General features: G+C 72.0%; 14 protein-coding genes. All 14 read right to left on the bottom strand.

Annotation, left to right across the window (positions count from 1 at the left end; translation table 11 throughout):
• Nucleotides 1–78 precede the first annotated feature (78 nt).
• A complete protein-coding gene (locus GGQ54_RS15030; RefSeq protein WP_343045983.1) occupies nucleotides 79–1,131 on the bottom strand; it encodes an FKBP-type peptidyl-prolyl cis-trans isomerase in 1,053 nt (350 codons plus the stop codon).
• A gap of 10 nt (nucleotides 1,132–1,141) precedes the next feature.
• On the bottom strand, nucleotides 1,142–2,638 hold the full coding sequence (pafA, locus tag GGQ54_RS15025) for a Pup--protein ligase (protein WP_179446090.1): 1,497 nt from the start codon (nucleotides 2,636–2,638) through the stop codon (nucleotides 1,142–1,144).
• A gap of 4 nt (nucleotides 2,639–2,642) precedes the next feature.
• Nucleotides 2,643–3,389, bottom strand: coding sequence for a pseudouridine synthase (locus tag GGQ54_RS15020; RefSeq protein ID WP_179446089.1), 747 nt, complete (start codon nucleotides 3,387–3,389; stop codon nucleotides 2,643–2,645).
• Nucleotides 3,382–4,128, bottom strand: a complete 747-nt coding sequence (scpB, locus tag GGQ54_RS15015) for an SMC-Scp complex subunit ScpB (RefSeq protein WP_179446088.1) — start codon at nucleotides 4,126–4,128, stop codon at nucleotides 3,382–3,384. The genes GGQ54_RS15020 and scpB overlap by 8 nt, the downstream gene beginning before the upstream one ends.
• Nucleotides 4,125–4,964: a segregation and condensation protein A gene (locus GGQ54_RS15010; protein WP_343045982.1), complete on the bottom strand. Its 840-nt coding sequence runs from the start codon at nucleotides 4,962–4,964 to the stop codon at nucleotides 4,125–4,127. Before GGQ54_RS15010 ends, scpB begins: the two co-directional genes overlap by 4 nt.
• Nucleotides 4,961–5,320, bottom strand: a complete 360-nt coding sequence (locus tag GGQ54_RS17695; RefSeq protein WP_218843888.1) for a hypothetical protein — start codon at nucleotides 5,318–5,320, stop codon at nucleotides 4,961–4,963. The genes GGQ54_RS15010 and GGQ54_RS17695 overlap by 4 nt, the downstream gene beginning before the upstream one ends.
• Nucleotides 5,305–6,189: a ParA family protein gene (locus GGQ54_RS15005; RefSeq protein ID WP_343046026.1), complete on the bottom strand. Its 885-nt coding sequence runs from the start codon at nucleotides 6,187–6,189 to the stop codon at nucleotides 5,305–5,307. Before GGQ54_RS15005 ends, GGQ54_RS17695 begins: the two co-directional genes overlap by 16 nt.
• A gap of 307 nt (nucleotides 6,190–6,496) precedes the next feature.
• Nucleotides 6,497–7,411 carry a site-specific tyrosine recombinase XerD gene (locus GGQ54_RS15000; RefSeq protein WP_343045981.1) on the bottom strand — a complete coding sequence of 305 codons (915 nt, stop codon included), beginning with the start codon at nucleotides 7,409–7,411 and terminating at the stop codon, nucleotides 6,497–6,499.
• Complete coding sequence (locus tag GGQ54_RS14995) at nucleotides 7,408–8,076, bottom strand: NUDIX domain-containing protein (RefSeq protein WP_179446087.1); 669 nt, start codon at nucleotides 8,074–8,076, stop codon at nucleotides 7,408–7,410. The genes GGQ54_RS15000 and GGQ54_RS14995 overlap by 4 nt, the downstream gene beginning before the upstream one ends.
• The gene (pyrG, locus tag GGQ54_RS14990) at nucleotides 8,069–9,790 is read right to left on the bottom strand and encodes a CTP synthase (RefSeq protein WP_179446086.1); all 1,722 of its coding nucleotides are present in this window, start codon (nucleotides 9,788–9,790) and stop codon (nucleotides 8,069–8,071) included. Before pyrG ends, GGQ54_RS14995 begins: the two co-directional genes overlap by 8 nt.
• Nucleotides 9,791–9,849: 59 nt before the next feature.
• On the bottom strand, nucleotides 9,850–11,553 hold the full coding sequence (gene recN, locus GGQ54_RS14985) for a DNA repair protein RecN (RefSeq protein WP_179446085.1): 1,704 nt from the start codon (nucleotides 11,551–11,553) through the stop codon (nucleotides 9,850–9,852).
• 37 nt (nucleotides 11,554–11,590) lie between these two features.
• The gene (locus GGQ54_RS14980) at nucleotides 11,591–12,538 is read right to left on the bottom strand and encodes an NAD kinase (protein WP_179446084.1); all 948 of its coding nucleotides are present in this window, start codon (nucleotides 12,536–12,538) and stop codon (nucleotides 11,591–11,593) included.
• Nucleotides 12,539–12,549: 11 nt separating this feature from the next.
• Complete coding sequence (locus GGQ54_RS14975; protein WP_179446083.1) at nucleotides 12,550–13,365, bottom strand: serine/threonine protein kinase; 816 nt, start codon at nucleotides 13,363–13,365, stop codon at nucleotides 12,550–12,552.
• Nucleotides 13,362–14,132, bottom strand: coding sequence for an SAM-dependent methyltransferase (locus tag GGQ54_RS14970; protein WP_179446082.1), 771 nt, complete (start codon nucleotides 14,130–14,132; stop codon nucleotides 13,362–13,364). Before GGQ54_RS14970 ends, GGQ54_RS14975 begins: the two co-directional genes overlap by 4 nt.
• Between the last annotated feature and the right edge of the window lie 2 nt (nucleotides 14,133–14,134).

Below are 14,134 nucleotides of genomic sequence, written 5' to 3'. Positions count from 1 at the left end.
AGTGTTGGGTGGCGCGCGATGGCGGGGCCGGGCCGACTGATCCCGGAGCGACCCGCCGGGATCGCGATTCCTGACCCGTCAGCCGCCCGGGGTCTGCTGGGCGGGCTGGGTGTAGAGGATGTCGACGACGTAGACCAGCGTGTCGCCCTTCTCCACCACGGGCGGGCCGGGCTGGTTGCCCTCGGGGTAGGACTGGGCGGGCGGGATCACCAGCTCGACGCGGCTTCCGACCGTCTGCCCCTTCAGACCGGTACGCCAGCCCTCGATCACGCCCGAGAGCGGCGTCGTCTCGTTGCGTCCCGCATCGATCTCGGCGCGGGTCTTCCACGAGTAGCCGACGTAGTTCACGGTGACCTGGTCGTTCTCGCCAACCTTCTTTCCCTTGCCCTTGATCAGGGTCGCCGTCTGCAGCTTGGCCGGCGGATCGCCGGCGGGAATCTCGATGCTGACCTTGCCGTCGGCGCCCTCGCCGACCGCTGGCATGCCGGCCGGCGCGGCCTGCTTCTCGCCCTCGGGACCGCTGAGGGAGGTGGAGACGATGTCGACGACGAAGATCAGCGTGTCGCCGACCTGGATCGTGCCGTCGCCGGATCCACCGGAGGAGTCGTAGCCGTCGCTGCCGGGCATGGCGATCAGGACCCGGCTGCCCTGGCGCTGCTTGGCCAGGCCCTTCTGGAAGCCCGGGATCACCTGGTCGAGCGGGAACGTCACGGGCTGGCCGTTCTTGTAGGACTCGTCGAAGACCTTCCCGGTCCGGCCGTTCACGCCGATGTAGTTGACCTCCACCGTGCCGGCCTCGCCCACGGTCGGACCATCGCCTTCCTTGAGCACCTTGCTGCGGGTCTGGTCGATCGCCCAGGGCGCCTTGACCTCGATCTTCGGCGGGTCGCCGGTCACCTTGATCGCGTCGAGGTTGTCGGCCGGTTTGATCGTCGGCGTCGGGGTGGCCGACCCGCTCGGCGCGGGCTCGCCGGTCGGGGCAACGGTCGGCATCGGCTCGCCCGGGGTGGCGCCGGGTGCCGGGGCCGCGGGGTTGCCGCAGGCCGCCAGCAGGAGCAGTCCGGCCCCGGTCAGTGCCAGCGCGCGGCCGGCCGGGCGGAGGTCGAAACGATGGGTCTTCTTCGTGCGCACCCGCCGAAGGCTACCCGGTGGGTCCGGCCGGCGACCGATCCTCGCCGGCGCCGGGTCCGGGCTCGGCCCGCATCGAGGCGATCAGGCGGTCGACGCGGTCGTCGTGTGCCGCGAACGGGTCCTTGCAGAGCACGGTGGTGTTCGCCCACGAGCCGCCGGCCGGGCTCGGCCGCGGGGTCGCCCAGGCCCGCGGCACCTGGTCATTGATCTTGAGGTGTACCCAGTCGACGGTGTAGTCCACCCGCGCCTGTTGTGCGGCCTCGATGAACGCGCCGCGCAACCGCGCCCGGGTCGTCGCCGGGGCATGCTCGATGGCCTCGGCCACCTCGACGTCGTCGCAGACCTGGGCCGCGTCGCCGCGAGCCTCGAGCATCCGGAACAGGCCCCGGCCCGGGGCGATGTCGTGATAGGCCAGATCGAGCTGGGCCAGCCTCGGGTGATCGGCGGCGAGGCCGTGCCGCGCCGCATACCGGTCGATCAGGTGCCGCTTGATCACCCAGTCGATCTCGGTCTCGACCGAGCCGAAGTCGCCGGTCTCGATGGCGGTCAGGCAGCGCCGCCACAGATCGATGCTGCGCTTGATCTCCGGGGTCTCCGGGACCCGCTCCCCGACCAGTCCGGTGACGGCCTCGAGATAGCACTGCTGCAACTCCAGTCCGCTGATCGTCTGACCGCTCGCCCGGACGACGGTACGCCGCCCGGTCACGTCGGTGGCGATGTCGCGGATCGCCCGGATCGGGTTCTCCAGGGCAAGATCGCGGATCGCGGTTCCGGACTCGATCAGCCGCAGCACGAGATCGGTCGAGACGATCTTGAGCAGAGTGGTCGTCTGGGACAGGTTGGAATCGCCGACGATCACGTGCAGCCGACGGTAACGCTCGGGATCCGCGTGCGGCTCGTCGCGGGTGTTGATCATCGGCCGGCACCGGGTGGTCGCCGAGGACACGCCGTCCCACATGTGTTCGGCGCGCTGGCTGATGCTGAACGCCCCACCCGGCTGGACCTTGCCGGCCCCGCAGATCAGTTGCCGCGAGACCAGGAAGGGCACCAGCACATCGGCATAGGCGGAGAAGTCTCCGGTCCGGTCCACCAGGTAGTTCTCGTGGCAGCCGTAGGAGTTGCCGTGACTGTCCGAATTGTTCTTGAACAGGTAGATGTCGGCATCGATGCCCTCGTCCACCAGGCGACCGGCGGCCTGCTCGGCGAGGTCGTGCAGGATCCGCTCCCCCGCCCGGTCGTGGGCAACCAGTTGGCGCGGGTCGTCGCACTCGGCGGTGGCGTACTCGGGGTGGGAACCGACGTCGAGATAGACCCGCGATCCGTTGCGCAGGAAGACATTGCTCGACTTCCCCCAGGCGACGACGGTCCGGAACAGCGCGCGGGCGATCTCGTCAGCGGTCAGCCGGCGGCCCTCGCGTACCGTGCAGGACACGCCGTACTCGGTCTCCACTCCGAAGATCCGCCGGTCCCTCGGGTGCGGCGGACGGGACGCAATGGTCGGGGTCATCTCCTCACAACCCCACCCGGTCCAGCAGCGCACCGAGCTCCTCGCGGGTCAGGTCGCGGCTCTCCCCCGGCTTCAACCGACCGAGCCGGACCGGGCCGATCGCGGTGCGGGACAGCTTGCGTACCGGGTGGCCGATCTCGTCGAACATCCGCCGCACGATCCGGTTGCGGCCCTCGTGCAGGACCACCCGGAGCAGGGTGTTCTCGGCGCTCGTGGAAACGATCTTGACCCGGTCGGGCCGGACCGGCCCGTCCTCGAGCTCCACGCCGTCGGCGAGTCGGCGCAGCGTCGCGCGGTCGACCAGACCACGCACCTCCGCCAGATAGGTCTTGTCCACCTCGTGCGACGGATGACTCATCCGGTGCGCGAACTCGCCGTCGTTCGTCATGATCAACAGCCCCTGGGTCTCGGCATCCAGCCGGCCGACGTGGAACAACCGTTCGCGGGACTCGAGCAGGTCGGCGACGGTACGCCTGCCCTGCGGGTCGTCCATGGTGGTCACCACCCCGCGCGGCTTGTTGATCACCACGTAGCGGTGCCGACGCGGTGGCGGGATGCGCGAGCCGTCCACCCGGATCACGTCGCGTTCGGGGTCCACCCGGCGGCCCTGCTCGGTGACCAGGGCGCCGTTCACCTCGACCCGGCCCTCCTCGATCAGCGCCTCGGCCGCCCGGCGCGACGCCACGCCGGCCCCGGCGAGGACCTTCTGCAGCCGGACCCCGTCCTGGTCGGCCGGGTGCTCGTCAGCCATCGTCGCGCCCAGCCTGATCGGCGGGTTCCTCGGGAGCCGCATCCTCGGCGGTGGCCTCCTGATCCGGCGCCGACGCGGGCCCCGGATCTGCGGCGGCGAGCTGGCCGAGCTCGGCCTCCAGGTCGGCGGCATCGGGCAGGTAGGGCGCCAGGGCCGGCAGCTCGTCCAGGCTCTGCATTCCCATCCGCTCGAGGAAGTAGTCGGTGGTCCGGAACAGCGTCGCCGGACCGCCCGCGGGATCGGGTTCGGCCTCCGCGACCAGGTTGCGCGCCACCAGCGTTCGCATCACACCGTCCACGTTAACCCCCCGGACCGCGGCGACCCGCGATCGTGAGACGGGCTGCAGGTACGCCACGACCGCCAGCGTCTCCAAAGCCGCCTGGGACAGCCGGGCCTGCTGCCCCTCCAGCACCGCGCGGGCCAGCACGTCGGCGTGCTCGGGCCGGGTCCACAGCCGCCACCCGCCGCCGACATTGCGCAACTCGAATCCACGTCCGGTCCGGTCATAGCTGGCCTGCAACTCCGCCAGGCAGGCGGCGACCGGCGCCACCGGTACCTGCAGGGCGCTGGCCAGTTGCTCGGTCGAGACCGCCTCCTCGGCCATCAGCAACAGCGCCTCCACCGGACCGCCCAGGTCGGTCGGCGCGGGGCTCGCGGCCTCGCTCCCGGGCTCGGTCCCCGGCGCGGGCCCGGCATCGGGCTCCGCGATCACCTGCGGCTCGTCCTCGGCCGTGCTCATCTGCTCACCTTCCGCGCATCGGGCGTACCGGAATCGGAGTCGGCCGGCGCCGCCTCCTCGTCGAACTCGTCGCTGATCGCCAGGTCTCCGGAATCGCTGCCGACCCAGGCGATCTGCAGCGGCCCCAGCGGATCGGGCTGCTCGAAGCCGACCGCCCGCTCGCGGTAGAGCTCCAGCAGCGCCAGGAACCGGCACACGGTGGTCAGCTTGTCCGGTGCGTCGGCGACCAGGTCGGCGAACGTCAGGCGTCGTTGCTGCCGCAGCCGGCGCACGACCAGCCTGGCCTCCTCCACCACGCTCACGGTGGAGGCATGCAGGTGGCTCAGCGAGACCTCGACGGCCTCCTTCGGCGCGAGCGCACGCGCCGCCAGGCGGGCCAGATCGTCCGGGGTGGCGCGGATCTCGACCTCGGGCAGCAGTCCGCTGAAGCGCTCCTCCAGGCCGCCGGGTCGGGGCGCCCGACGCGACTGCTGCTCCAGCCGCGCGGCGATCCAGTGCGAGACCTCCTTGAAGGCGCGGTACTGCAACAGCCGGGCGAACAACAGGTCCCGCGCCTCCAGCAGGGCCAGGTCCTCGGGATCCTCGACCTCGCCGCTGGGGATCAGCCGGGCGGCCTTCAGATCGAGCAGGGTGGCGGCGACGAGCAGGAAGTTGCTCATCAGCTCCAGGTCCCACTCGGGCCCCATGGCCCGCACATGGGCGATGAACTCGTCGGTGACCCGGGACAGCGCCACCTCGGTGACGTCCAGCTTGTGTTTGGCGATCAGTTGCAGCAGCAGGTCGAAGGGGCCCTCGAAGTTGTCCAGCCGAACCACGAAGGCCGGCTCGGAGGTCACGCGCCCCTCAGTCGCTTCATCAGCTCCGAGTCGCTGCCGCGCTCGACCAGGTCGCCGAGCGCCGCGGCCACGGCCTCGCGCACGATCCGGCCCCGGTCGACGGCCAGCCCGTGTTCGGCCCGCAACGCCAGCCGGGCGTGCTCGAGCGCCAACAACTCCTCGGTGGAGATGTAGACGGTGATCTTCTCGTCGTGGCGGACCCGCCCCGTGCCACGGTGCGGCGGGGTCTGGGTCGCCTCGTCGGCCTGGGGCCGGTCCGCGGCCGACACGTCGCTGCCGTCGAGTTGGTTGACGTCGAGTTGGTTGACGTCGGGCAGTGCATTGCCCGACGTGCTCGCGTTCACTGTTCGTGGCATCTTTGCAATACCTCCAAAGCCAAGGTCCGATACGATCCCGCGCCGGCCGAGGCGGAGGCGTACGTGGTGATCGGCTCACCGGCGACGGTCGTCTCGGGAAACTTCACGGTGCGCCGGACCACGGTGTGGAAGACCTGCTCGCCGAATGCCTGCACCACGCGCTCCAGCACCTCGCGGCTGTGTAGCGTTCGGGCATCGTACATCGTCCCGAGCACGCCGAGAACGGCCAGACCCGGATTGAGCCGCTTCTGCACCTTGCGGATCGTGTCGGTGAGCATCGCGATCCCACGCAGCGCGAAGTACTCGCACTCCAGCGGCATCAGCACCTTGTCGGCTGCCGTCAGTGCGTTAACCGTCAGCAGGCCGAGCGACGGGGCGCAGTCGATCAAGATCACGTCGTAGGAGTCCCGGAACCGGTCGAGCACCCGGCCGAGGGTGTACTCACGCGCCACCTCGGAGACGAGCTGGATCTCCGCGGCCGACAGGTCGATGTTGCTGGGCAGCAGGTCCATCCCCGGCACCGAGGTCGCGGTGAGCACCTCGTCGACGTCGGCCTCGTCGTCGAGCAGCAGGTTGTAGATGCTGGTCTGCAGCGTGTGGGGGTTGATCCCCAGCCCCACCGACAGCGAACCCTGGGGGTCGAAGTCAACCAGCAGGACCTTCCGCCCGTACTCGGCCAGCGCGGCGCCGAGATTGATCGTGGTCGTGGTCTTGCCGACCCCGCCCTTCTGGTTGCACATGGCGATGGTGACTGCCTTCGTCACCTCCGGCGGCGGCCCGGGCGCCCGCAGATGCGGCAGCGGCCGGCCCGTCGGGCCGAGCCCGTCGTCATCGACCGGCCCGATGCCGGCCTCGATCAGCTTGGCGATCGGATCGCCGCTGCCCGCTGGGATCGGCTCGGCGCCGTCGCCGGCCCGTTCGCCCACCGTCTGCTCGCCCACCGTCTGCAACGTACCGCCTTCCCCCGGGGCGAGCCCGGGTCCGACATCCACCGGATCACGCCCCTGCCAGCCAGATCCTGCGATCGGTTTCACCCTACCGCTTCGCCGCGCCGCCACCCGGGACCCGAGGCGAGCCATCAGTCCGCCCCTCTCGATTGTTTCCGTAGTTATGCCCGCCAACCGAGCCCGATAGCGGGCATAACTACGGAAACAATCGAGAGGCGGGGGCGAGAGGTCACCGCGCCCGGGGGTGGGCGCTCAGGTAGACGTCGCGGAGCTGGTCGACGGTGACCAGGGTGTAGAGCTGGGTGGTCGTCACCGAGGCGTGGCCGAGCAGTTCCTGGACGACCCGGACATCGGCGCCGCCGTCCAGCAGGTGGGTGGCATAGGAGTGCCGCAGGGCGTGCGGTGTCACCCGCCCGGCGAGGCCCGCCCGGGCCCCCGTCGCGGCGAGCACGTTGTGCGCGAGCTGGCGGGTGAGCCGCGTGCCGCGGCTGTTCAACAACAGGGCGGGTACGCTGCCCGCCCACGCCGGGCGACCACGCACCAGCCATGCCTCGACGGCCTGCCGGGCATAGCTGCCCAGCGGCACCACCCGCTCCTTGTCGCCCTTCCCGATCAACCGCAGTCCCCCACCCTCCAGGGCCGCGGTCACGTCGTCGACGTCCAGCGCCGTGATCTCGGAGACCCGGGCCCCCGTCCCGTAGAGCAGCTCCAGCAGCGCGGCGTCGCGCAGCCCCGCGACTGTCGAGGTGTCCGGCGCGGCCAGCAGCGTCTGCACCTCCGCGACGGCCAGCGCCTTCGGCAGCCGGCGCGGCAGCTTCGGCGGCTTGATGGTGGCCGCCGGGTCGCCGGGGGTGATCCCCTCCTGCGCGGCGAACCGGTGCAGGCTGCGCACCGCGGCAACCGCGCGGGCAATGCTGGCCGGCGCGAGCGGCGGTCCGGCGGAGGGTGGCGGCTCGGCGAGCACCCGGGCGAATCCGGCGACCTCCGCGGGGCCGATCGCGGCGGCATCGTCGATCCCGGACCCGGCCAGGTGCGCCAGGTAGCGGTCCAGATCGCGCCGGTACGCACCAACGGTGTGCCCGGACAGCCCCCGCTCGACCACGAGATGGTCGAGAAAGGCCCGCACCAGGGAGGGCGGGTTCACTGCCGGACCGAACGCGCCGGCCAGGGCGAGTCGGCGGGCCGCAGCTCCCGTCCGGTGGCCAGGGCCTGTGCCGCGGCCAGACTGCCGGCGACCAGCAGCGGATTCTGCAGGCGCCCGGCGTAGACCCCGTCGACGACCCGCGCCAGCGGCGCCCGCGCGACCCGCATGTCCGCCTCCTCCCCGACCAGGTCGAAACCGTCGGGCCGCGCGGCCGGGCGCAACCCCCGGGCCAGGAAGATCCGCGTCGACTCCGCGCTGGACCCGGGGCTGGTGAACAGGTCGACCAACACGGACCACTCGTCGGCCGCGAGCATCGCCTCCTCGGCAAGCTCGCGCTGCGCCGCGACCAGCCAGGACTCGGCCTCGACATCGAGCAACCCGGCGGGCGGCTCGATCAGCCGGAACCCGGCCGGATGGCGGTACTGCTCGACCAGCACGACCCGCTCCTCCTCGTCCAGGGCGATCACGCCGACCGCGCCGGGATGCAGCAACCAGTCGCGACCGATCGTGGAGCCGTCCGGCGCCTGCACGGTGTCGGTGACCGTCGTGGTGACGCGGCCGCGGTGGCGTACCTGCCGGTCCAGGATCGGCCACCGCTCGGGCCGGTCCGCGAGGTCGGCGCCGCTCAACTCCGGCAGCTCGACCGGCGCCGGCCGCTCAGACATCGGCACGCTCCGGTACGCCCGCGTCCTGGGCAGTGGCGGGCTCGTCGGCGCGGTCCGGCTCGTCGGTGGGCAGCCGGGCCTCGATGGTGTGCCGCAGCGCGGCCCGGACCAGCGCGGAGAACAGCGGATGCGCGGCGGTCGGGCGCGACTTCAGCTCGGGGTGGGCCTGGGTGGCGACGAAGAACGGATGCTTGTCGCGGGGCAGTTCGACGAACTCGACCAGCGTCGAGTCCGGCGAGGTGCCGCTGATCACCAGGCCGGCGGCCTCCAACTGGGCGCGGTAGCGGTTGTTCACCTCGTAGCGGTGGCGGTGCCGTTCGGTGACCCGATGGCGGCCGTACGCCTCGGCGGTCAGCGAGCCTCGGGCCAGATCGGCCGGATAGGAGCCCAGGCGCATCGTGCCGCCCAGATCGCCGTCGCCGCCCACGATGTCGACCTGCTCGGCCATCGTGGCGATCACCGGGTGCGGGGTGTCGGGCTCGAACTCCGAGGACGCCGCGCCCTCCAACCCCGCCAGGTTCCGGGCGACCTCCATCACCATCGTCTGCAGCCCGAGGCACAGGCCGAGGATCGGTACGCGATTCTCCCGCGCGTAGCGGATGGCGCCGATCTTGCCCTCGACCCCGCGTACCCCGAAGCCACCCGGGATCACCACGCCGTCGACGTCACCGAGATTGCGCGCCGCACCCTCGGCGGTGACGCACTCATCGGACGGCACCCAGCGCACGTGGACCCGGGCGCGGTTGGCGAACCCGCCGGCGCGCAGGGCCTCGACCACCGAGAGGTAGGCGTCGGGCAGATCGATGTACTTGCCGACGAGGGCGATCGTCACGTCCTCGGCGGGATTGTGCACGCGTTCCAGCAGGTCGTCCCAGCGGGACCAGTTGACATCGCGGAAGGGGAGGTTGAGCCGGCGTACCACGTAGGCGTCGAGCCCCTCGGCGTGCAGGACCTTGGGGATGTCGTAGATGCTCGGGGCGTCGATGGCGGCGACCACGGCCTCCTCGTCGACGTCGCACATCAGCGCGATCTTGCGCTTCACGCTCTCCGGGATCTCCCGGTCCGAGCGGCAGACCAGCGCATCGGGCTGGATGCCGACCTGCCGCAGGGCGGCGACCGAGTGCTGGGTGGGCTTGGTCTTCAGCTCACCCGACGGGCCGATGTAGGGCACCAGCGATACGTGCAGGAAGAAGACATTGTCGCGGCCGACATCGCGGCGTACCTGCCGGGCGGCCTCCAGGAACGGCAAGGACTCGATGTCGCCGACCGTGCCGCCGATCTCGTGCAACACGACGTCGACGTCCGCCCCGCCCATGGCGAGCATCTCGTCCTTGATCTCGTTGGTGATGTGCGGGATCACCTGGACCGTGTCGCCGAGGTAGTCGCCGCGGCGCTCCTTGGCGATCACCTGGGAGTAGATCTTGCCGGTGGTGACATTGGCGTCCGCGCTCAGGTCCCGGTCGAGGAAACGCTCGTAGTGGCCGATGTCGAGGTCGGTCTCGGCGCCGTCCTCGGTGACGAAGACCTCCCCGTGCTGGAAGGGGTTCATCGTGCCCGGATCGACATTGAGATAGGGGTCGAGCTTCTGCATCGTGACCCGCATCCCGCGGGCCGCCAGCAACTGGCCCAGGCTCGAGGCGGTCAGCCCCTTGCCGAGCGAGGAGGCGACGCCTCCGGTGACGAAGATGTGCTTGGTCTGATGCGCGGCTCCCACGGGCTTTCATGCTACGTGGCGCGGTCGCCCAGCGCGGAATCCACGCCGAACGAATGCGGTCACTTCCCCGCGCGCGCCGCCTCCGCCAGCAGTTCGCGCGCATGGGCCCGGGCACTGCCCGTCTCGGCGAGCCCGGCCATCATCCGCGCCAGCTCGGCCTCGCGGGCCTTTCCGGTGACCTCGGTCAGCCCCGAGGTGGTGACCTGGCCGTCGGAGGACTTCTCGATCACGAAGTGCCGGTCGGCATAGGCAGCGACCTGGGCGAGATGGGTGACGACGATGACCTGGTGGCCGCGCGCCATCGCCGCCAGCCGCTTGCCGATCTCGAGGCCGACCTGACCGCCGACGCCGGCGTCGACCTCGTCGAAGACGACGGTGCCCCCGGTGGCCGCGCCGGCGTCGCCGAGGACGGCCTCCAGCGCCAGGCGAACCCGCGACAGCTCGCCGCCGGAGGCGGCCTTGACCAACGGCTGCGGTGCCATGCCGGCATTTGCGGAGAACACCAGCTCGATCCGGTCCGCGCCCCACGGCCCAGCCTCGACGGCCGGCTCCACGGTGAAGGCGAGCCGCGCGTGCGGCATGGCGAGCGCGGCCAGCTCGGCGCCGACCGTCGAGGCGATCCGGTCGGCCGCGGCCCGGCGGTGTTCGGTGAGGCGCGTGGCGCGCTCGGCCAGCTCTCGCGCCCGGCTCTCGGTCCGGGCGGCGAGCTCGTCGATCCGATCGTCGCTGCCCGCCAACCGTTCGAGTTCGGCGGCCGACGAGGTACGCCAGGCGAGCACCGCGTCGATGTCGCTGCCGTACTTGCGCGTCAGGCCGGCCAGCGCCGCCCGACGGTCCATCACGGCGGCCAGCCGCTGCGGGTCGGCCTCCAGGGTCGATTCGTAGCGCGACAGTTCCCCACCGAGGTCCTGCGCGGCGACCAGCAGCTCGGCGGCCGTGTCGGCGATGCCGGCCGCGGCGCCGTCGCGGTCGGCGAGTTGCCGGGCCGCAGCGGCGGTGGCGGCGAGCGCGGACTGGGCCCCGGTCCCGGGTTCGTCGTCGGCGCCGGCGAGGGCTTCGCCGGCGGTGCGGGCGGCGACCCGGAGCTCGTCGACATCGGTCAGCCGGTTCGCCTCCTCGGCGAGCCGATCGTCCTCGCCCGCCTCGGGCGCCACCTGGTCGATCTCGGCGATGCCGAACCGCAACAGGTCGATCTCGCGCGCGCGGGCCTGGGCGTCGGCGCGGAGCGCGGCGAGTTCGTCGAGCTCCGCGCGTTGGGTCGAGAACAGTTCGTGGTACGCCGCGCGCAGCTCGAGCAGCTCGGGACCGGCATAGCTGTCCAGGATGTCGCGCTGTCGGTCGGCGCGGGCAAGTTCGAGCTGCCCGGACTGCCCGTGGATGGTGATCAACTCCGCGGCCAGCGAGCCGAGGCGATCGAGATTGGTCTGGGCGCCGCCGACGAAGGCGCGGGAGCGCCCGGTCGCACCGACCTGGCGGGCGATGAGCAGCTCACCGTCCTCGAGCTCGCCGCCCGCCTCGGCCACGGCCTCCGACAGCGCGGACGGCAGCCGGTCGGCGTCGAACCGCCCCTCCACCAGGGCCCGGTCGGTGCCGGTCCGCACGGTTGCGGGGTCGGCCCGCTGCGCGAGCAACAGTCCCAGGCTGGAAACGATCATGGTCTTGCCGGCTCCGGTCTCGCCGGTCAGCACGGTCAGCCCGGCGTCGGGTTCGAGGACGGCATCGGAGATCACCCCGAGATTGCGGATGCGAACTTCGGTGATCATGGTGTGGCCTCGGTGATCATGACCCGCTGCGCGGTGATCACGACTCCCGGCTCCCTCGCCAGCCCTCCACCTGCAGCCCGAACTTGTTGACCAGCCGATCCGTGAACGGCGCACTGGACAGGCGGGCCAGCCGGAGCCGCTGCCCGCTCTTGTGCGCACGCACGCTCATCCCGGGCAGCAGCGTCACCGAACGGCGTCCGTCGCACCAGACCACGCCGCGGCGCGCGGGCGGGGTGTCCAGCAGATCGATCCGGACATCGGAGGAGGGGCCGAGCACGAGCGGGCGAGCGAACAGCGCGTGCGCACTCAGCGGCACCAGCAGCAGGGCATCCACCTCGGGCCAGACGACGGGGCCGCCGGCGGAGAAGGCGTACGCGGTCGACCCGGTCGGAGTGGCGAGCAGGATGCCGTCGCAGCTCCAGCGCGACAGCGGGCGGCCGTCCACGTCGACCATCACCTCGAGCATCCGCTCCCGGGCGTCCTTCTCGATGGACACCTCGTTGATCGCGAAGGACGACCACACGGTGCGGTCCTCGGCGTCCTCGACGAGCACCTCGATCACGAACCGTTCCTCGACGGTCCAGTCGCGATCGATCACCCGCCGGGCAATGGTGTGGATCTCCGAGGACTCCGCCTCGGCGAGGAAGCCGACGTGGCCGAGGTTCACGCCGAGCAGCGGGGTGTGGCTGGCCAGCGCGAGTTCTGCCGCGCGCAGGATGGTGCCGTCGCCGCCGAGCACGACGGCGAGCTCGCAGCCGGCGAGCGAGGTCGCATCGGCGGGCAGCGCGTGCACCTCGATGTCGCCGAACTGGCCGGCCATCTCGGTCAGGTCAGCGGCGGGCACGATGGGCTCGATGCCGGCCTCGGCGAGGTCGCGGGCCAGATCGCGCGCGGCGGCGATCGCGGCGTCCCGCCCGGTGTGGGTGAGCACCGCGACGCGACGCGGTTCGGTCGGCCCGGAGGTGGTGGTGCGCTGCTCGGTCATCGCGGCTCAGCTTAGGGGTCCGGTTTGCCCGGGGCCGGTTCCGGCCGCGGCGCCGGGATCATCCGTGCCGCCATCCAGGCGGTGGCGAAGGTCGCGACCCGGGCGTACCGGTCGGTCGGGTCGTCGGCGACCGCCCGGAGCACGACGGAGAGCAGGTCGGGGCCGATGCGCGTGCGTCCGGTACGGCCGAGCAGGACCTGAGCGGTACGCCCGAGCGCGAACACCGTGGCCGGCTGGTCGATCGCCGCGCCCCGCCGGAACTCCTCCGGCGCCATGAACCGGGGATCCCCGGGCGCCCGGTCGGAGTCCAGCCGGTACGCCCCGCGATAGCTCTCGAGCCCGACCAGATGCGGCTCCAGGGCATCGAAGTCCCATCGGATGCGGCCGCTGTGGAAGGCCACGGCGATCAGTCCGTGCCGGGCCAGCGCAACATGTGCCCCGATCACCTTGTCCAGGCAGCCGAGAACGGTCTCGGTGTCCTGGGCCACGAACAGCTCCAGCGCCGAGTCCCCGGGGCGCGCGGGATCGACCTCGAGCGGCCGGCCCGGGAGCCAGGGCCGGACCAGGGCGAGGCCGCCGCCGGTGAGTTCGATGCGGTCGCTGATCGGGGCCAGCAGCGGAATGCGGGCGCGCACCGCCAGGGCCGCCGCGGCGTCGAGCGGGCCGCGGCTCGCCCGCGGTGCGGCGGTGACCGCGTGGCGCTGCCCGGCGCGATCGCGGATCGCATAGTCGACGGTGCCGGGCGCGCTGCCGGGCGTCGCCGCGACGACCTCGCCGAGCGCGGCGACCTCGGCGGGCGGCGGGGGCGGACCGGCCTGCGGTGTCATGGCGTACCTCCCGGTTCGGCTCCGCGCCCGTCCGGGTGTCGGGGGCCGAGCAGGTGCACGAAGTACTCGCGGTTGCCGTGGGTACCGACCAGTTCGCTGGGCACGGTCGCCGCGTGCCGCCAGCCCAACCCGACGCCGGTCGCGACGACACCGTCGACGGCCCGTCGGTGGGCGTCGGGGTCGGTGACGACGCCGTGCTTGTCCAGCGCCGCGCGGCCCAGCTCGAACTGCGGCTTGACCAGCAGCAGGGCCCAACCGGCCGGGTCGACGACCCGCAGGATCGGCGCCAGCACCTTGGTCAGCGAGATGAACGAGACATCGGCGACCGCTTGATCGACCGGGGCCCCGAGGTCTGCGACGGTGAGGTCGCGCAGGTGCAGCCCCTCCAGGTTGTGCACCCGGTGGTCGCCGCGGACCGGTTCGGCCAACTGGCCGTGGCCGACGTCGACGGCGTACACCTCGGTGCAGCCGCGGCGCAGCAGCACCTGGCTGAAGCCACCGGTGGACGCCCCGGCATCCAGTGCCCGCCCGCCGACGGTCAGGTCGAGGGCGTCCAGCGCGCCGGTCAGTTTCAGTGCCGCACGCGAGACCCAGCGCTCGCCGTGGCCGGCAAGTTCGGCCGCTGCGGTGACGATGGCCGCCGGCTTGTTGATCACGCGACCATCGACCGTGATCGCGCCGGACCGGATCAGCGCTGCGGCCTCCGAACGCGACCGGGCCAGCCCGGCCGCGGCCACGGCGATGTCGAGTCGCTCGCCCTCGGTCACCG

Origin of the sequence: Naumannella cuiyingiana, assembly GCF_013408305.1 — a bacterium.
GTDB classification, from domain to species: Bacteria; Actinomycetota; Actinomycetes; order Propionibacteriales; family Propionibacteriaceae; genus Naumannella; species Naumannella cuiyingiana.
Note: the sequence above shows the minus strand (reverse complement) of the source record. Positions and strands in the feature narration are given on the sequence as shown.